16 protein-coding genes are annotated in these 18,252 nt (G+C 44.8%); 8 read left to right on the forward strand and 8 right to left on the reverse strand.

What is annotated here, in order from left to right:
- The first annotated feature begins 131 nt into the window (after window positions 1–131).
- Entirely contained in the window at window positions 132–1,379 is a 1,248-nt protein-coding gene (locus AAKU61_RS10740) for a DUF1501 domain-containing protein (protein WP_354332078.1), read from the forward strand.
- 63 nt (window positions 1,380–1,442) lie between these two features.
- On the opposite strand, the gene AAKU61_RS10745 is transcribed toward AAKU61_RS10740, so the two are convergent.
- Entirely contained in the window at window positions 1,443–2,444 is a 1,002-nt protein-coding gene (locus AAKU61_RS10745) for a YncE family protein (RefSeq protein WP_354332079.1), read from the reverse strand.
- A 353-nt stretch (window positions 2,445–2,797) separates the two neighbouring features.
- Between AAKU61_RS10745 and AAKU61_RS10750 the strand changes: the two genes are divergently transcribed.
- The 3 genes from AAKU61_RS10750 to AAKU61_RS10760 all read left to right on the forward strand — a co-directional run bounded on the left by AAKU61_RS10750 (window position 2,798) and on the right by AAKU61_RS10760 (window position 6,568).
- On the forward strand, window positions 2,798–3,178 hold the full coding sequence (locus AAKU61_RS10750) for a YXWGXW repeat-containing protein (RefSeq protein ID WP_322118438.1): 381 nt from the start codon (window positions 2,798–2,800) through the stop codon (window positions 3,176–3,178).
- Window positions 3,179–3,407: 229 nt separating this feature from the next.
- Window positions 3,408–5,558 (forward strand): bifunctional 2',3'-cyclic-nucleotide 2'-phosphodiesterase/3'-nucleotidase, encoded by a 2,151-nt coding sequence (locus tag AAKU61_RS10755; protein WP_354332081.1) that lies wholly within the window; start codon window positions 3,408–3,410, stop codon window positions 5,556–5,558.
- A gap of 218 nt (window positions 5,559–5,776) precedes the next feature.
- Window positions 5,777–6,568 (forward strand): tetratricopeptide repeat protein, encoded by a 792-nt coding sequence (locus AAKU61_RS10760; protein ID WP_354332083.1) that lies wholly within the window; start codon window positions 5,777–5,779, stop codon window positions 6,566–6,568.
- A gap of 75 nt (window positions 6,569–6,643) precedes the next feature.
- Here the strand turns inward: AAKU61_RS10760 and AAKU61_RS10765 are convergent, their stop codons facing one another.
- A complete protein-coding gene (locus AAKU61_RS10765) occupies window positions 6,644–6,886 on the reverse strand; it encodes a hypothetical protein (protein ID WP_322118435.1) in 243 nt (80 codons plus the stop codon).
- A 337-nt stretch (window positions 6,887–7,223) separates the two neighbouring features.
- Between AAKU61_RS10765 and AAKU61_RS10770 the strand changes: the two genes are divergently transcribed.
- The gene (locus AAKU61_RS10770; protein ID WP_354332085.1) at window positions 7,224–9,335 is read left to right on the forward strand and encodes a methyl-accepting chemotaxis protein; all 2,112 of its coding nucleotides are present in this window, start codon (window positions 7,224–7,226) and stop codon (window positions 9,333–9,335) included.
- 286 nt (window positions 9,336–9,621) lie between these two features.
- On the opposite strand, the gene AAKU61_RS10775 is transcribed toward AAKU61_RS10770, so the two are convergent.
- Complete coding sequence (locus tag AAKU61_RS10775) at window positions 9,622–9,858, reverse strand: hypothetical protein (protein ID WP_354332087.1); 237 nt, start codon at window positions 9,856–9,858, stop codon at window positions 9,622–9,624.
- Window positions 9,859–10,305: 447 nt separating this feature from the next.
- Here AAKU61_RS10775 and AAKU61_RS10780 point away from each other — a divergent pair, with 447 nt between their 5' ends.
- Window positions 10,306–11,925 carry a sensor histidine kinase gene (locus tag AAKU61_RS10780; protein WP_354332089.1) on the forward strand — a complete coding sequence of 540 codons (1,620 nt, stop codon included), beginning with the start codon at window positions 10,306–10,308 and terminating at the stop codon, window positions 11,923–11,925.
- 158 nt (window positions 11,926–12,083) lie between these two features.
- Here the strand turns inward: AAKU61_RS10780 and AAKU61_RS10785 are convergent, their stop codons facing one another.
- The 5 genes from AAKU61_RS10785 to AAKU61_RS10805 form a co-directional block, all read right to left on the reverse strand.
- Window positions 12,084–13,262: a hypothetical protein gene (locus tag AAKU61_RS10785; protein ID WP_354332091.1), complete on the reverse strand. Its 1,179-nt coding sequence runs from the start codon at window positions 13,260–13,262 to the stop codon at window positions 12,084–12,086.
- Between the two features lie 37 nt (window positions 13,263–13,299).
- Window positions 13,300–13,722, reverse strand: a complete 423-nt coding sequence (locus tag AAKU61_RS10790; RefSeq protein WP_354332093.1) for a hypothetical protein — start codon at window positions 13,720–13,722, stop codon at window positions 13,300–13,302.
- Window positions 13,723–13,996: 274 nt separating this feature from the next.
- Complete coding sequence (locus AAKU61_RS10795; RefSeq protein WP_354332094.1) at window positions 13,997–14,635, reverse strand: DUF938 domain-containing protein; 639 nt, start codon at window positions 14,633–14,635, stop codon at window positions 13,997–13,999.
- A gap of 11 nt (window positions 14,636–14,646) precedes the next feature.
- Window positions 14,647–14,895, reverse strand: a complete 249-nt coding sequence (locus tag AAKU61_RS10800) for a GIY-YIG nuclease family protein (RefSeq protein WP_322118428.1) — start codon at window positions 14,893–14,895, stop codon at window positions 14,647–14,649.
- Window positions 14,896–15,041: 146 nt separating this feature from the next.
- Window positions 15,042–15,614, reverse strand: coding sequence for a ProQ/FINO family protein (locus tag AAKU61_RS10805; protein ID WP_354332096.1), 573 nt, complete (start codon window positions 15,612–15,614; stop codon window positions 15,042–15,044).
- A gap of 236 nt (window positions 15,615–15,850) precedes the next feature.
- Between AAKU61_RS10805 and AAKU61_RS10810 the strand changes: the two genes are divergently transcribed.
- Entirely contained in the window at window positions 15,851–16,498 is a 648-nt protein-coding gene (locus tag AAKU61_RS10810) for a DsbA family oxidoreductase (RefSeq protein WP_354332098.1), read from the forward strand.
- Window positions 16,499–16,647: 149 nt separating this feature from the next.
- Window positions 16,648–18,015, forward strand: a complete 1,368-nt coding sequence (gene chrA / locus AAKU61_RS10815; protein WP_503012600.1) for a chromate efflux transporter — start codon at window positions 16,648–16,650, stop codon at window positions 18,013–18,015.
- Window positions 18,016–18,252: the final 237 nt, after the last annotated feature.

Here is an 18,252-nt window from a genome sequence, read left to right on the forward strand (position 1 = left end):
AAAATAATGGGGAGTATATACTTATATTGACGTGCGTTCATCTATCAACGTATCTCCCTACCCATTTAATCCGTACTGAATCTGTACCGAAGCACCACTGACCCGTTTGCGAAAAAACTGAAGGAAATTCCATGTTACGTCGACACTTTTTAAAAACACTGGCGCTATCGTCAGGCATTATGTTGCCGCTGTCACGTAGCGCTTTTGCGCTGCAATCTTCGGACGGTGATGTCGCCCAGAAAAAGCTGATTGTGATTATGTTGCGCGGTGCAGTGGATGGTTTAAACGTGGTGGCGCCAGTGGGTGATGCCAACTACCGCCGCTTACGCCCAAGTATAGGATTGGCTAAACCGGGAACAGAATTTGGCGCGATCAATCTGGACGGTTATTTTGGACTGAATCCCGCCTTGGCAGATTTGACGGATTTATGGAATGAGAAAAAACTCGCCTTCGTCCATTCCAGCGGATCACCGGACACGACGCGTTCGCACTTTGATGCGCAAGACTATTTAGAGACGGGCACACCTGGCAGAAAAAGCACACAAGATGGCTGGATGAATCGCCTCTTGTCTACTTTGCCTGGTGACAAATACCCTACCCGCTCGCTCGCCATTGGTCCGGTAATGCCGCGGATTTTAAGCGGCAATGCCGTAGTCACCAATATCGCCAACGGTGCCGCAGGCAGCAAAGCGACCTTGCTGGACAATCCGGCTATCGGCAACGCGTTTGACAAAATGTACCAAGGCAAAGCGGCCTATTCGCAGCAATATCAGGACGCCAAATCCGCGCATAAAGACATAATGACGGCATCGATGGATAAAATGGACAAAGTAGAGATGGCGGCCAGCAATGGCGCCCCGCTACCGAATGGATTCCCCGGTGACGCCTCGCGCCTCGCTACATTAATGAAGAATGATCCAAAAATCCAGATGGCATTCTTTGCCTTAGGTGGCTGGGATACGCACGTCAATCAAGGGTCCGATAAAGGCAAACTGGCAAACTTGCTGAGTCCTTTAGGAAAAGGATTAGCTACGCTATCCAAACAACTGGGCCCTTTATTTGACGACACTACGATCGTAGTGATGTCAGAATTTGGCCGCACCGCGCATGAAAATGGCACCGGCGGTACAGATCACGGGCATGGCAATGTGATGTGGGTATTAGGCGGCAAAGTCGCTGGAGGCAAAGTCCACGGACGCTGGAGCGGCTTAGATGAAAACAGTTTGTACGAAGGCCGCGATCTGGCAATTACAACGGACTTCCGCAGTGTGTTGTCGCAAGTTGCAGAACGCCATCTGCAACTCAGCGACAAACAACTCGCTACGGTCTTCCCCTTAATGCCACGTGTTGATGGAGGTTTGGCCTTGTTTACCTCCTAAGTTGTACCGTAAGTTGTAGTCTAAGTTAAAGCGTAAATTAAAACGTAAACCAAGCTCGCACACTTATTTTTTGCTGACGACCAATACCGTAAACATATTATTCATTATCGTTGGCAAATAAATCGTATTGGACGAATGGTCCATCGCCATGGTTCTGGCACCTTTGTTGGTCGGTACGTTGGCTACTACGGAATAGTGATTTGCGTCATCCTGATGGATCACCGTTAGCGTTCCGGTTCCGCCGCCATTGGATGTAAATATGGTCGCTGTTTCTGCATCAAAGATCGCGGCGTCCGGGTGTTCTCCAATCGCTACATCGGCTACGCGCTTACCTGTCTTGGCATCGGTCACTGCCATGATTTTATTTTGGCAGGTTGAGAATAAACGTGCATTCACAGTATCAATCGCCATGCCAGTCGGCTCTTCACAACCGCTTAATGGCCATTTAGAGACTAGCGTATTAGACGCCACATCAATCACATTAATGCCCGCGTTATCTTCAATATTAAGATAAATTTTTCCTGCGCCATCACTCACTGCAAACTCTGGCTTGCCCGTGACTTTGATGCTGGCAATCTCTGTCAGCTTGATTGCATCAATCACGCTAACGTCTTTACTCTTTCCGTTAAAGGTAAATAATTTATGTGACGCAGGTTCGTAAAAAATAGCATCTGGATTGATGCCCGATAACTTAATTTCTGCTTTTGTCTGCATGGTGTCCAGATCAAACACGGTAACGCTATTGCTCGCACCATTACTCGTAAACCCCAACTTCAAGTCTTGCGCAAATGCGATGCCGTGGACACCTTTGGTATTGGCAATATTAGCGACTTGCTGTCCAGAGGGAAGATCAAGTACCTGCACATGATCACCACGGCTAAGGTACAGCCGATGTCGCACGCTATCGATATCGGCATAGTCCCATTTAGTCGGAGCACCCAAAGAAAACTGCTGTTGCAGAACGTAGCTAGACAATCCAGCTGGCGCAGCTATTGCAGAGTTAAGTGTTAGTGCGGCAGCAGAACTGAAGATAGTTACAGCGACTAAGGCAGTTTTAGTGATCATGATTTTAAGAGGTGAGTTTGAGAGGTGAGTTTGAGGTTAAAGAAGGGAACGAAGAACCTGATAAACAAATCGCTGGTAACAATAGCAGATTTTTAAATTCGATATTTTTTAGTGCGTATTAGAAACCTATTAGAAACGTATTAGAAACGCATTAACACGTATCTGGCACATCGCTACCGCCAAAGAAACAATTGCTTACTTCCGAAACAATTTGAATGTAATACAGTTTAGGCTCAATAACGTTGAGTAATCAGTGAGGCAAAATTCACTTATTTTCAAATCAAAATGATTGCACGATGATTGAAATAGCCGAGTTGATAATTGAATTAAGAAATAAGGAGCAAGGACAAAAAATGAATAACAAACTGAATAAAATTTTATTCGCGCTGGCCGTAGTTTCATTGGCTGGTTGTGCCACTACAGTCAGAGAACGTGTCGTCGTCAGAGAGCAGCCACCACAAGTCATCGTCAGGCAAATGCCAGCGCCGATTACCGAAGTGATCGATGTGCAGCCAGGTCCTGGTTATGCATGGGTGCAAGGACATTGGGCCTGGCATGGCAATGCATGGGTATGGCAACGTGGCCACTGGTACCAAGGTGCGGTTCGTCCTATGCCAGCGTTGATTGTCGAACAAATGTATGCAGCACCTAGCCCTCGTCATTATTGGGTACCAGGTCATTGGCACTGGCGCGGTAATGACTGGGCTTGGGAAAAAGGCCGTTGGGTAGAGTGATTTGATGAAGGTTTGAGCTGTAGTCGAGCTGTAGTCGACTCAAACTCAATTCAAACTCAAGTAACATTTAGGTACCATAGCGAATTACTATAGATAATCTATTTTTCGCTATGGCATCTCAGGGGCTTAATAAAACCAGTTAGCGAGTTAGCACGCTAATGTTGGTCACATGCTTGTAATGAATACCCCGTAGAGTTCGCCATTCTTAATTATTGATGTTGAGGATGTGATGACTTTTAAATTTGCAACGAACTTAACTTTGAATGTAACGCCGAAGTTAACTCGCTTAACTCCCGTCGCTGCAGCGATTGCTACACTGACGATCGGTCTGGCTGGTTGTGGTAGCACTACCCCATCCTTACCAAGCGTTGCAGAAGGTACGACCTTGCAAATTGGTTTGCTGGAAACGACCGATATTCATTCTAACGTTCTCAGCTATAACTATTATTCCTTAGCCGCTGATACCAGCCTTGGCTTAGAGCGCACATCCACTTTAATTCAATCTGCTCGTGCAGAAAATCCAAACAATGTTTTATTGGATGACGGCGATGTTATTCAAGGCACCTTGTTAGGCGACTATCAAGCAGTAGCCGCACCGATCACTTGCAGCTCTACGCTGGCCGTACATAAAGTCATGAATGGCTTACAGTTTGACGGTGGCGGTATGGGCAATCATGAGTTTAATTATGGTCTAGGCTTCTTAAGTCAAATCACGAATACTGATTTTGGAGTGACCGGCGTGTCTAAACCTGCTGGCACTTGCGGCGCACCCAACTTCCCGGTTGTTCTGACTAACGTGAATAGCGTCTCCAGCCAAAAACCGATTTTTCAACCGTACGCGGTATTGCCGAAGCAATTCACCGCGACAGCGCCGGATGGCAGTAAAGTCAGCGTCAAACTTAACATCGGCATCATGAGTTTTGTCCCGCCACAAATTATGGATTGGGATCAAAAAAATCTGGCTGGAAAAGTCTATGTCAATGGCGTACAAGAATCCGCCAAACAATACGTGCCTGAATTGCGTAGTAAAGGTGCTGATTTAGTCGTTGCACTCTCGCACGGTGGCTTAGACGCTACTGCCTACAGTCCAAAAATGGAAAACGGTAGTCTGTACTTAGCCAATACCGGGATTGATGCATTGATGATAGGTCATGCTCACTTAATCTTCCCAAAAGGGAAAGAAATTGGAGCCGCAGCGCTCGATCCTTCTTTTGCTGCATTCCCTGCCAGCGCCAACGTGGATGCAGTCAATGGTTTCGTCAATGGCGTACCAACGGTGATGGCGCAAAGCTGGGGCCGTCGCTTAGGCATCATCAAAATGACCTTGATTTACCAAAGTGGTAAATGGGTAGTTCAGCCAGCTAAAACAACCGTTGAATCACGTGGCTTTAAATATCTCGACGGTACTAACATCGTTGCTGCTGACGCTAAGATTGCACCATTGGTCGCTACCGAACACGCAGCTACCATTGCCTATGCCAAACAACCGCTCGGCGTAAGCACTGATTTTGAAATGTCGTCTTATTTCTCTCTCGTAGGTGACGTCAGTGCAATTCAACTGGTAAATCAGGCGCAGCTAGACTATGTGAAAAACTTTATCGCCAGCAGCACTGATGCAACTCTGGCTAGCTACAAAAATATCCCGGTGATTTCTTGCAGTGCACCGTTTAAAGCAGGACGCAACGGACCAACCGACTTTACTGACGTAGCGCCGGGTGCAGCGCCTGCTTCAACATTTGCTTTGCAAGTGCGTAATCCTGGTGATCTGTATTTGTATAGCAATAATAATTTGCAGGCAGTCAAAATCAAGGGTGCTGATCTTAAAAATTGGCTAGAAACGTCGGCTAAACAATTTGCGCAAATTGACATCACAAAAACTGCAGAACAAGATCTGGTTCCGTCCTACTCTACGATTTATAACTATGACGTGTTCTATGCTGAGAACAATGCACTGCAATATCAAATTGATGTCACTAAGCCCGTCGGAAGCCGCATTGCTAATTTAACTTATCTGGGTAAAACAGTCGCAGACACCGATGATTTTATCGTCGCAACCAACGATTACCGTGCAGGTGGCGGTGGTAATTTCCCTGGCATTGACGGCAGTAAAACGATCATTAAATCGCCAGATGCCAATCAAACTGTGGTCAGCAATTATTTACAAAAGCTGGGCGCACAAACGGGCAAAGTCAGTTTGGTCAGCAATGGTAGTGCGAAAAGTTGGAGCTTCGTCAAAACCGCTACTGTGGGTCCAGTGATACTGCGCTCCTCACCAGGACATTTGGCATTGGCAAAAAATGCCGGTCTCAATCTGGTGACCGTTGAAGGTGGATTGGATGCCAGTGGTTTTAGTAAATATGCGATTGATCTGAGTAAGTAAGTTCAACTACGTAAATTTAACTACCTAAGTTTAAATACATGAGTTTAAATCCCGTTTAAAGACTTTTAAACACAGACGCGTCAAAACAGGAGGAAATCAAGGAAAGCTCATTTTAGTTTAATAGCTTTCTCTTGATTTTCTCTGCGTCTTTGTAGCGGAGTCTTTTACAATTTACGTCTTACGATTCAAACTCGCTTCACCCTTATTTCTACGTCTTTATGCCCTCACCTATTCACCACTTCCGGCTCGCATCGTCGCTTTTAGTTTTAGCTACGGGCTTTAGCTTATCTGCCTGCCAGATCGAGTCGAATAATCCCTTCAATAATCAGGCTAACACGCAAATAAGCAAGCAAGTCAATTCGGCAGAGATAGAATCGACCGGTATGCTAGCCATGCATGGCAGACAAGCCAAAGCAGAAACGCAGTTACGGCTTTGGGCAGAAGCAGGTATGCCTGTCGCCCAACGAGAATTAGCTTTGCTGTATATGACACGCCCCGCACAACGCTCAGCAGCAATGGCATTATTTGAGCAAGCGGCAAATGGTGGTGATGCCGAGGCGGCATTTCAGTTAGGTGAGTTATATCGCCTGCCGCATGTAGATCATCCCAGCGATTTTTCTAAGGCATGGTCCTGGTACCAAAAAGCAGCAGAAAGTAACAGCCCCAACGCCGCGCTGATGCTGGCACGTATGGCAAAAAATGGTGAAGGCGTTGTACGCGATGATGTCTTAGCCGTAAAGTGGCTGACGATTGCGAGCGATCTTGGCAGTCCGCAAGCGATGTTTTTATTATCGAATGCCTACCTCGCAGGTCAAGGCGTCAAAGCCAATCCAGGCAAAGCCCGCGAGCTATTAGAAATGTCGGCAAAACTGGATTACCCGGTTGCGATTCACGCCCTAGCGATGGCCTTACAAGGCGGCGACATGCAAATCCCCAAGGATGATATTCGTGCTGGTCACTTACTCAAAGAAGCGAATGAAGAAAGACATAACAACTGGAATAATCTTTAAAGAATTACTCCCTCCTATTAATATCAATCCACCATCGCTCTCCATTTAAGCGCTTGTTTGGTACGCATGCCAAAGTCAGTCATAAAAATATAAGGCAGCACATAAAGCTATGCCAACGATATAGAGCAACCAGGTGTCTGATACCGCATAGGGATACAGCATTAAACCAACGGCGATCCATTTAGTTTTTGTGCGAGAAGTTTTTTTGCCGTATCGGTATGCGGCAATCCCGATGATACTGAACAGTATCATGCCGATGAGATAAGCCGGTGTGGGAAGAGTTAAGCCCAAACTGCTCAGGGTGTTTAGATCATCCATTTTGTATAAAAATCTGCTGCGCAAATTTGTTGTTCAATATCGAAAAGAGCTTAGCCTAGATTATCGTTCCCGATCAGGCGATTCTGTAACAGATTGTCTTTTTCAATATTAGTGTCCAGCACCGCATGCGATGTGACACCACCCTGCTCGCAATAATTAAATGCATACCGGCTCAGCGCCCCGCTTTGTTCCGCCGCATATAAAACAAGTTCATCCTCACGTCATAATTCTAGCGCATCATCTCCGCAGTGCAACAAATAACTTATTACAAGTTATTTGCCGTGATTTGTTTGCAGTCTTCTATTTGCAATCCTGTTCTGAAGTGTGGAGGCCTTATATGGATTTTTTTCTAAAACCGTCAATTGCACTAATGCAGCGATTACGTCTATTCCCTAAATTTGTCTTGGTGGCCGTGTTATTTGCTGTTCCAGTTATCCTCGTCACCGGATTGCTGATCAATGAATTAGATAGATCCATTTCGTTCACCGAGCAAGAGCGCTTGGGCTTGCAGCAAATACGAAAAATTCATGAACTAAGCAAACTAGCCCAACAACATCGTGCGCTACGCCGTCTGGCGCTCGCAGGCAATGCGGCAGCTAGTGATAATGCCTCTAAAATCCAAAATGCGTTGAGCGCAAAGTTAAACACTAATTTAGAACCAATAAGCATATCGCAACTGACAAGTGGGCAACTGAAAACCACAGCGTCTGAATCAGAAAATACTGTTAGCAAAATTAAACAATCATGGCTTGATATAGTGCGCAAGCTGACGTCCTCAAAGGCTAGCGAGAGTTATGCTGACCATACCGTATTGATTGATCAGTTAAATAAGTTATCGACCACGATTGCCAATCACTCCAAACTGAGCCTGGATCCAGAGGTCGATACTTATTATTTAATTGGATTATTTGCCAAAACCTTCCCTGAGTTAGCTGAAGGAATTTTTGACATTGCTAGCAGAGGTGCACCATATATTGATACTGGTTTATTAGAAGCGAATGAGGATGTTTTACTCAATGCCGACGTGATGCTAGCTAAGCGTGATATCGCTCGCATCCCTGCGCAATTTGAGGCGATGTTCCAGGAAAATCCTACTTTTAAAACACAGTTAAAAAATCCACAAGAGCTACTGGCAAATAATCTTGCGTTTTTGGAGCGTGCAAAAAATGAAATTTTAAATACGCTAAATCAAACTTCTGGCACCGAGTTTTTAGCTGCGGGAAGCAAAAGTGCAGAAGGCTTGTATGACTATGCTGACGCGGCGGCAGATTTGTTAGATGTGACGCTGACGGCACGTATTGACCGAGCCATTTTTCATCGCAATATATTGTTGGGGCTAAGCCTCATTGGATTATTAGTATCTGCCTATTTATTGGCGGGATTCTATGCCTCGTTCTCGCAAGAAGTCAGAAAACTCAGCGCCTCAGTCGCCAGTGTTGCAGGTGGTGACTTGACGACCTCGATTGATTCCCAAGGCAAGGACGAAGTCGCGCAATTACTGCACGCATTTGATCTGATGCGCATCAATTTAGCGACACTAGTTAACAATATCCGGCATGGCACTGAAGCAATCGCCAGCGCCTCCAGCGAGATTGCACTTGGCAATGCCGATCTCTCTACGCGTACCGAGCAGCAAGCCGGATCATTGGAAGAAACTTCAGCCTCAATGGAAGAATTAACCAATGCCGTTAAACAAAACGCCGCCAGTGCAGAACATGCAAACCAAAACGCAGTCACGGCAAGCGCTGTCGCTAAAGATGGCGGAATAGCGGTAGCAGAAGTCATCAATACGATGGCAGCAATTCAGCAATCATCCAAACGTATTAACGACATCATCGGGGTAATTGACGGTATCGCTTTTCAAACTAATATTTTGGCTTTAAATGCCGCAGTCGAAGCAGCACGTGCCGGAGAACAAGGGCGCGGATTTGCGGTAGTCGCAAGCGAGGTGCGCAACCTGGCACAACGCTCTGCCAGTGCAGCTAAAGAAATCAAGGTGTTGATCACGACGTCGGTAGAACAAGTCGGGGTCGGTAGTCGACAAGTGACAGCGGCAGAACATACGATGGCGCATATCGTAACTGCTATCCACAGCATGGCCGATAACATGAGCGAGATCACTACCGCCAGTGTGGAGCAGCGTTCAGGCATTGAACAAGTTAATCAGGCGCTAGGGCAAATGGACGATATTACCCAGCAAAATGCAGCCTTGGTCGAGCAAGCCGCAGCGGCGGCACAAAGCATGCACGACCAAGCTTTGCATCTAGCCAAAGCCGTCTCTGCATTTAAAACTGCAGATATGATGGAGAAAGAATCTCATGATGATTTTGCAAAAACTGACCAACACCCACACACCGCCAATAGCCCGGTGAGACTACGTCAAAAAAATATTTCCGCACCAAGCTCAATGTCAATTAGGGTAAGTGCAAGAGATCAAAAAACAGCCTAGACGAAAAATATTATGAAATACAAAGAATCACTTATTTGAATTTTATTGAGATTTTGCCAGAAGCTAGCAAGAAAAATCAGCTTAAAAAGATACCCAATCACCGTCTTTGCCATCACAAAAAGCCATATAAATTTTATGCCAATGAGAATTACTCGTAGTGAGTATATTTTAACCGTCCAGGTAATCACTGGAGAATAAGGCATTTATGATGAAAAATAGGGGGAGTATATTAAAATCCATGGACATTGCCTGATGAATGTCTGGATTGACTACTCAAACTCAGTAATCAGGATCGCAAACGCCGTTGCGCCGGCTGTGACAATACGCGCTGAGTCACGCTACCTGGTACGCCTTCTGATTTCATGTATTCAATCGCACACAAAGTACCTAGAGAACTTTGTAGCGAGATACCGCTGTCTACCGTTTTTTCGGTAATAAAATCGCGACGCTGAGCGTGGCCAATGCTGTTTGAATTGTTCGAATCGGTATTAACTTGCTTGAGGTTGTGCTGTAAGCCTGGCATGAAAATCTCCTTGATAAACAAAGATACAAGTGATTCAACTGAGGATGCGATTAAGGATATGAAAGAAGATAAAAATGAGACGAATAACAACGTAGAGCGAATAAATTACTGGGACAATTCAGCGACAATAAAACGATAATTAACACAGCGCAATATATTCAGTTAAGATCAAATTGTGCATGAATTATGAACGGTTGATGAACAATTTGTGCACGTATAGTAGCCATAATTATAGGCAAAAGCGAGAGCTAAGAATTCATTGAATCTACAGAATTAATAGCTAGTTTGATGTTGTAAATATCAAATCGACACATGTCTTTTTAGTAAAAATACGTATTAAATGACTACGCAAATTAATCCCTGAACGATCAATAAAAAATCTTGCTAGTGCAGTGATTAGCGCTGGTGTAGTTACTACGTTACTACAGAAAATGTACGAGGCCTGCCATGAAAGCCAGTTTGAAAAGCCTCACTTCTTCAATTATTGGTCAATTCACTTTGGCGACCATTATGTCGTCCTGTCTTTTACTCGGTGGTGTTTTATACGATAGTAGTCGCACCTTGAAAGTCGCCGTACTTGAAAACGTCAAATCCAGTATTGATCAGACATCCCAAATTCTTAACCTCACCGTATCGACTTACGCGAGTGCAAATGATTTAGAAACAGTACGCATTTTTTTCCATGAAATGCTAGATCAAAACTCACAAAATGGATTGACCTATCTGATTGTTGGCAATGCAGAAGGCCGGGTTTTACTCACCACCTCAGAGTCCATCGATACCATCCCCACACCCGACACCATAAGTAATTTAGATGTAGCAGCACTGCGCGGATTTATTCATATACGAAGCCCGCTACTATTACCTGGCAGAGAAGTCGGCTTTTTACAATATGGTCTGTCCACCAAAAATCTAGTTGATGCAACGACCAAAGAAAAAACCAATTCGCTCCTCCGAACAGGTTTGGTCATGTTCAGCACAATGATTGTGATTTTGTTGCTAGGGCGACGTATCGCTAAACGCTTAAATGATTTGATACGAGCCAGTAAAGAAATCGTATCGGGAGGTTATGAACGCAATGTCAAAGTATCCGGTACCGATGAGCTGGCGATCATGGCAAATAACTTCAATCTTATGGCCGAGGCAGTACAAACAAAAATTCGGGAGATCACAGAATTAAACCGGACATTAGAAAGTCGCGTCTCACAACGGACTAAAGAACTGGAGGAAGCCAATCGTCTGCTGGGGAAGAATTTTGATCAACTGAAAGAGGCTCAGACTCAGTTGATCAAATCAGAAAAATTAGCCAGCCTCGGTGCTCTGGTGGCGGGTGTATCACATGAGCTAAATACTCCGATTGGTAACGCTTTAACAGTCTCAACAACCTTGCTACATAAAACCGGAGAGGTAAAACAAGTTTATCGACATGGGCAAATAAAAAAATCAACCTTAGATGAATTTTTAATGGCAGCCGAAGAAGCTGGGGATTTATTAAGCAAAAATTTACTCCGCGCATCGGAATTAATCATCAGTTTTAAAACAGTAGCAGTCGATCAGACGAGCGAACAGCGCAGGCGATTCAATTTGCTGCAAACGATGAGCGAACTCGCCGTTACCCTAAGACCAACACTGAAAAAAACTAAACTGATTTATGAGATTCAGATTAGTGAGGATATTTTATTGGATAGCTATCCTGGGCCTTTAATTCAGGTGATTACCAACCTGTTTAATAATGCGATTGTCCATGCGTTTGAAGGAAGAGACATTGGCATGATGAGCTTAAGCGGCAGACAAGATCCGACCGATCCCTCATTTGTAGTGTTAACTTTTAAAGACGATGGAATCGGTATCCAGCAAAATAATCTGGAGAAGATTTTTGACCCGTTTTATACCACCAAATTAGGACAGGGAGGATCGGGGCTTGGTTTAAATATTTGCTATAACATTGTTGAGGGTTTGTTGGGCGGACATATTTCAGTAAGCTCAGAAATGGGTATTGGAACGCAGTTCAAAATTCGTATACCGACCAGCGCACCGTATAAAACAATCATTGCTGAACTGAGCTAATCAGAGCTTACACAAATCTTTTTCTTCCTTATTCATCTTTTCGATTCTTATCAGACAATCTGAGACGATCTAACATAAAAATAAAGCGACCTGATCAGTCGCTTTATTTTTTCACTCACAAAATCAGGCTGAGAGCTGATTTGTTTTATAAGCCAAGCTTAAAAAGTACCCTGCAATGACACTGACAGTAACTTAGAATCGCCAAAGAACGGATAAGCATAATTCGACTTATCTTTACTAATGTCGTATTGCACTTTAAGCGCCATATTTTTGCGAAAATCCCAACGCAGTGAAACATTTTGAGTATCCCGTCCCTCAATCGGTTCTGTGATCGTGCGATACCGTGACACGGTGTACATCGGTAGCCATGCGCCGTATTGATACCCTACTCCCACCAAGGCATATTTATAGACATTATTCAGCCCCTTAGAAGCATCAATCTGTTCGTAACGATCAACCTCCGCTTTGACCAGCCAATTTTTATAATCCATATTGGCAGAGACGCCCATAATGCGCGTGGCCTGACTATCAATAAAAGTATTTCTGGTGCCATCAGGATTGTCTTCCCAGAGCGAATCCTTGTACCACATCATCATCCCGCGTACATCAAAGATGCCATTATTTGCCGTTACCGATGCACCATAAATATTTTTCCAGGACTCATGCGTTGGCGTTGTGTAATAGATTTTAGTATCGTAGGCATCATTTTTTTGAGTGTAACTACCGGTCCACGCAAGCACCGTGGCAGCCCAATCCGACGCGCCCAGTTGGGTGCGATAACTGACATTGGCACCGTTGTAGGAATAGATGGGCCAGCCATAGACATCTGGCGCTGGTCTTACCCAAGGATAGGCGTAACCTATGTACAGAAAATCGCTGTAGTAATACAGAGGAATACGGAATTTCCCCGCCTGAAATGTCCAGCTAGAATCTGCCGATGGTTGCCAGGTCAAATATGCCCAATCAATCGTCGGACGTGATCCGTCGTTGGGATTAAGCGCACGACTGACTAATTGTGCCGTAGCGGAAAGGGTTTGTGAAAAATCCTTTTTGATTTGAAAACCAATCAATGACTCTTGATCGAACTGAAAACCTTTATCTTTTTCATACACCGCACCGTATTCCCAACCTTGGATAGTGCAAGGACATTTCCATTGCTGATACGTCCATGGCGCACTGCTGCCTAAAGCAGATCCACTCAACACTTTAGCGCCGGTCAGGCTATAGAAACCTGTTAATCTGAGTGAGCCGTCTTCAGTCAAATCAATCGCTGAAGCACTGCCAGCAAACAGTAACGGAACGAGTGGTACAAGTGATGCAAGGAATATTTTTTTCATCAAGCAATCTCCTTAAAACGAAGAAAAGAGGACGGCATTAGGGAACTATGGCGATGACCTTTACGGTGTCATCAACCGCCGATTTTTCTATATAGCCGATTACATTGACATTCTCACTTACTGCTTTTTTTACTTGATCGCTGGACTTATATTCTTTGGGCGGCTTACCTTTGCCAGTAAACACAATTCGTGACCAAATTGCTTGTACTTGTGCAGGTTCTTTTTCCAGCACTTTTTTATAAAACTCAGCACGAATAGGAGAGTTTTCAGCTTGATCTACCGGAGTAAATAAGACTGAACCTCCAAGGAAAAACTGGGCGGCTTGCGCCGGGAACATTTTGGTCGCCGGGTTTTGAGGATTGACCACAATGACGAGCTCTGCGAAGGTAGGTGAAGCGATTCCCAACAACAGTAAGACTTGGGCAGTCAGGAAAAATCGCAGGAAAATTTTTCGTTTCATCTGAATTCCTATAATCCAAATAGACGCCGTCATATAACGGACGTCCTTCGTTAAGAACTATTGAGGTAAAGCTACCAGGTTCTGTTAAAAAACCTTATGCAACCAAAAATCAGAAAACGGTTTTACTGTTGCTGTATTTATTGTTGTGTTTATTGTTTTGTATTTAAAATGTGATTTTAACTAATCACTTTGATGATTGAGATTACCTGCTGCCATTTGTGTTTGTCACTGATTTTTTGCAGGTCTGTCGCATTAAATGCACATTGGTAATTAGCTATCGTTTTAAATTTATCTTTTGCAAAACTAAAAGGCGATTATTGGCTGGCATTGCAAAATCTTCTTGCAGTTGTAGCTGGTGTTGATTTGCCAGCGCGACGATATCTTCGATCGCGCGGATGCCCATATGCGGGGCTTGTGATTTTAACGAAGCATCAAATTGCGCATTGCTGGCGCTGGTGAATTGTCCGTCATAATTAAACGGACCGTAGATGAAAAAATAGCCCCGCTCCACCAAGATAGATGCCACACCTTCAAACATGATTTGCACCTCTTGCCATGACAAGATATGGCAAGTATTAGAGGTATAAACTGCATCAAATTTGTTCTCTGGCCAAGCTGAATGGCCGATGTCTAAACATAATGGTGCTAACACGTTAGAGAGTTTTGCCTCTTCTTGCCAGGCGCTGATGCTGGGATGGTTTTGTATCCGGTCACTGCATTGCCACGTGATATGCGGCAAACGCGCTCCAAAATAGACTGCATGCTGACCTGTGCCACTACCGATCTCAAACACCGTTTTGCTGTTATTTAAAAACGGAGTAATCGCTAGTAAGATTGGATCAGCATTACGCTCACAGGCGGCAGAAAACAACTTATTCATCATGTTGGTAGTCATATCAATGATGGATTTCAAACCGATGGTTTTCAAATTAATGAGTTTGACAACGCGCGCTTCTGTTGGGCGCTCAGTTTTTTGGTAGCGTGTTCTGCTTTTGATGCGGATGACCGGTCATCGTATTCAAAGACAGCAAGTATTTTTTGTGGCGGGTGTGAGCGGGTATAACGTGCGCCTTTACCGCTGACATGGGTGGCGTATCGTTTCTCTACATTGGTCGTAATGCCAGTGTAGATACTGCCATCATTACATTCCAACAGATAGAGAAACCATGACATCGTTAAATAGGAGTTTCAGCTAATGTGGCTGGAAATATAGTTTTAATGATGGAGAAGCAAGAAGACTTGCTGTTCACAAAATAAAACGTCATTTCGTTATATCTATCCATGAACAGCATTAAAACAAAGACTGGGCTATACAGTAATTAAGTACGGGCAAATTTAGCCGCCAGTTGATTTAGCTTATCCTGACGTTGGCGTTCTGCCTCGGCTTCTTGCTTTTGTATTCTCTCTGCATTGGCTTTGAGTTTGCGTGCATCTGCATTTTTCTTGGAACGCTCGCGCAGAATACCTGACGCATGAGTGCGATGCTCTTCTGTGATGGCATCAACTTCTTTGCCTTCCAGATCCACACGTTTTTGTGCTTTGGCAGCATTAAACAAATAGCGTACAGAATTAGTATGAATGCCCAGGGCGATTCGCAGCACTTTGCGATCCAGCTCTGGCATTTTTTTCTGTAACTGTTTATCAATACCAATTGCCAAAGGCAGATGTTCATCAAACACGGAGAACTCGGTTTGCAGTTTTTTCAACAATTTACGAGCAAGCTGGTTTGGCGTAGCAGTTGGCGCGGTCGACGTTGTTGCTGGTTGATCTGACGTTGCAACTGCTGTTGTCGTTGCTACCGCAACTACGTCTGCTACTTCCGTTGCTGTATGTGCTGGGTTAACTGCGTCTGACGCGGTTACTTCTGTTACTGCTGATGTCGATGTGGTCATGAAAATAATCTGATATGGTTACTATTGCAGGACGCAGAATATCATGCGTTAGAGTCAAAGGGTATTTTGGCTGCTGTAAATCAACATACATCGTTGTTTGAGCAACGTTTTAGTCCTACCGGAGCTATCAATTAAGGCCAATAAAGTGGAGATAGCACAAGTATAGAATACGAATTTTGCATAGAGCTTCGCTCTTGGCGACCTGTATTTAATAACCAACTTATTTTATTAAAACCATGAAAAATCACATCAAAATTGACTTTGTTTCTGACGTATCTTGTCCTTGGTGCATCATCGGACTGAAATCATTAGAGACCGCAATTGCAACTTTGGGTAGCGAGGTCACGACTGATATCCACTTTCAGCCGTTTGAATTAAATCCGCGCATGGCGGCGGAAGGTCAAGACATCAATGAACATCTGGCGGAAAAATATGGCGCCACACCAGAACAATCCGCCAGTAACCGGGAGGCTATCCGTGCCCGCGGTGCGGCGGAAGGATTTGTTTTTGGGATGGATAAAAGAAGCCGTATCTACAACACCTTTGATGCGCATCGCTTGCTGCACTGGGCCGAGATTGAGGGCAAGCAACTGGCGTTGAAACATGCCTTATTTGCTGCCTACTTTACGGATGGCGACAATCCTAGCGATCACGAAACCTTGATCCGTATCGCAGAAAGTGTCGGATTAGATAAGATCGCAGCGCGTGCGATTTTAACCTCTGAATTGTATGCTGATGATGTCAGAGCGTTAGAGAAATTATATTTAAGCCGTGGCATTAACTCGGTTCCGGCAGTCATCATCAATGATAAACATTTGATTTCGGGCGGACAAACCTCCGATGTATTTGAGCGCGCGTTAAAACAAATTGTAGCGATGGCCTAATAGCGACAATTATTAATTTGATTTAACCGTATTTTAGGGCTCAGGCAAAATCATCCCAGCAAGTCGCAGCGATGAAGACAGTGCTTTAGCTTGTCGATTTAACGTAGCTGGGGCAGTTTTGGGTAGGTCCTATATTTATCAAAACACTTATGCCACCGGTCAATCCCATTCTCCGCACCGATACTCCTCCAATGTCGGTGAGTTTTTGGGTGGCTTTCCGGTTTTGGTTAAAACTGGGCTTCATCAGTTTTGGCGGCCCGGCAGGCCAGATCGCGATCATGCATCAGGAACTGGTAGAAAACCGGCGATGGATTAGCGAGAAGCGGTTTTTGCATGCACTCAATTTCTGCATGGTGCTACCTGGTCCGGAGGCACAGCAGCTCGCCACGTATATCGGCTGGTTGATGCATCGTACTTGGGGCGGCGTGATCGCCGGCGTGTTGTTTGTGTTGCCATCGCTATTTATTCTGATTTTTTTATCCTGGATTTATATCGCTTTTGGCAGCATGCCGCTGGTGGCTGGTTTGTTTTATGGGATTAAACCTGCTGTAACTGCCATCGTCGTACAGGCTGCGCATCGCATTGGCTCGCGTGCCTTAAAAAATCCTGTGTTGTGGGCAATCGCCGCAGCGTCTTTCGTCGCCATTTTTGCGCTTGATATGCCCTTCCCTTTGATTGTATTGATTGCCGCTGTTATTGGCTTTCTAGGCGGACGCTTTATGCCGCAGTATTTTCAAACCGGTGGCGGTCATGGCGCAGCGCAAAAACATGTTGGTGCTGCATTGATTGACGACGATACTGCGACACCTGCGCATGCTTTATTCAGCTGGAGGAGTTTGTGTAAAGTTGCTGTCTCAGGTTTGGTGCTGTGGAGTGTGCCAATGGCCTTATTGTGGACGCTGTTCGGTTGGGAGCATCCCTATACCCAGATGGCATGGTTTTTTACTAAAGCGGCTTTGCTCACTTTTGGTGGTGCTTATGCGGTGCTGCCTTATGTGTACCAGGGTGCGGTCGGGCATTATGGCTGGCTGAGTGCGTCACAAATGGTCGACGGGCTGGCGCTGGGAGAAACTACGCCGGGACCCTTGATCATGGTGGTAGCCTTTGTGGCCTTTGTCGGTGGATATGTGAGAGCTCTGTTAGGAACTGAGCATCTGTTTCTCGCAGGTGCAGTGGCAGCGAGTCTGGTGACCTGGTTCACTTTTTTGCCATCATTTATCTTTATTCTGGCAGGTGGCCCTTTTATTGAATCAAGCCACAATCAATTGAAGCTGACGGCACCGTTGACGGCCATTACCGCCGCAGTGGTTGGTGTGATTATCAATCTGGCGTTGTTCTTTGCTTACCATGTGCTGTGGCCTGATGGGTTCAGTGGCAAATTAGATATGATATCGGCGCTGATCGGGCTTGGGGCTGCAATTGCCTTACTGAGATTTAAACGTAATGTGATTCACGTGATTATCGGTTGTGCGTTGCTTGGCTTGGCGCTGCAATATATTCCAACGCTCATAAAATAAAAATTCATAAATTATGGGGGTATATGCCAAAATACCCATTGATGTCCATACATTCATTGGACATTTAAATATACTACCACCAAGTATAAATTATTACTTATAGATAGATTGAGCCATGTAAGCCTTCGGTTGAGTCAATTATGTTGAGACATTGCTCACCCTAGATCTGATTAAGTGGCGTGATCTGTCAATGTTTTTTTAAGGCGACAGCACATCATTCTTTATATTATTTTTTTG

Source organism: Undibacterium sp. GrIS 1.2, assembly GCF_040544435.1.
In the GTDB taxonomy this organism is placed as follows: Bacteria; Pseudomonadota; Gammaproteobacteria; order Burkholderiales; family Burkholderiaceae_D; genus Undibacterium.

Bases quoted from the DNA above. Each gene is read 5' to 3' on its own strand.
- AAKU61_RS10800 (WP_322118428.1), bottom strand. From the start codon at position 14,895: ATGTCATGGTTTCTCTATCTGTTGGAATGTAATGATGGCAGTATCTAC.
- AAKU61_RS10805 (WP_354332096.1), bottom strand. From the start codon at position 15,614: ATGACCACATCGACATCAGCAGTAACAGAAGTAACCGCGTCAGACGCA.
- AAKU61_RS10765 (WP_322118435.1), bottom strand. From the start codon at position 6,886: ATGGATGATCTAAACACCCTGAGCAGTTTGGGCTTAACTCTTCCCACA.
- AAKU61_RS10770 (WP_354332085.1), top strand. From the start codon at position 7,224: ATGGATTTTTTTCTAAAACCGTCAATTGCACTAATGCAGCGATTACGT.
- AAKU61_RS10755 (WP_354332081.1), top strand. From the start codon at position 3,408: ATGACTTTTAAATTTGCAACGAACTTAACTTTGAATGTAACGCCGAAG.
- AAKU61_RS10775 (WP_354332087.1), bottom strand. From the start codon at position 9,858: ATGCCAGGCTTACAGCACAACCTCAAGCAAGTTAATACCGATTCGAAC.
- AAKU61_RS10790 (WP_354332093.1), bottom strand. From the start codon at position 13,722: ATGAAACGAAAAATTTTCCTGCGATTTTTCCTGACTGCCCAAGTCTTA.
- AAKU61_RS10760 (WP_354332083.1), top strand. From the start codon at position 5,777: ATGCCCTCACCTATTCACCACTTCCGGCTCGCATCGTCGCTTTTAGTT.
- AAKU61_RS10750 (WP_322118438.1), top strand. From the start codon at position 2,798: ATGAATAACAAACTGAATAAAATTTTATTCGCGCTGGCCGTAGTTTCA.
- AAKU61_RS10745 (WP_354332079.1), bottom strand. From the start codon at position 2,444: ATGATCACTAAAACTGCCTTAGTCGCTGTAACTATCTTCAGTTCTGCT.
- AAKU61_RS10780 (WP_354332089.1), top strand. From the start codon at position 10,306: ATGAAAGCCAGTTTGAAAAGCCTCACTTCTTCAATTATTGGTCAATTC.
- AAKU61_RS10740 (WP_354332078.1), top strand. From the start codon at position 132: ATGTTACGTCGACACTTTTTAAAAACACTGGCGCTATCGTCAGGCATT.
- chrA (WP_503012600.1), top strand. From the start codon at position 16,648: ATGCCACCGGTCAATCCCATTCTCCGCACCGATACTCCTCCAATGTCG.
- AAKU61_RS10810 (WP_354332098.1), top strand. From the start codon at position 15,851: ATGAAAAATCACATCAAAATTGACTTTGTTTCTGACGTATCTTGTCCT.
- AAKU61_RS10785 (WP_354332091.1), bottom strand. From the start codon at position 13,262: ATGAAAAAAATATTCCTTGCATCACTTGTACCACTCGTTCCGTTACTG.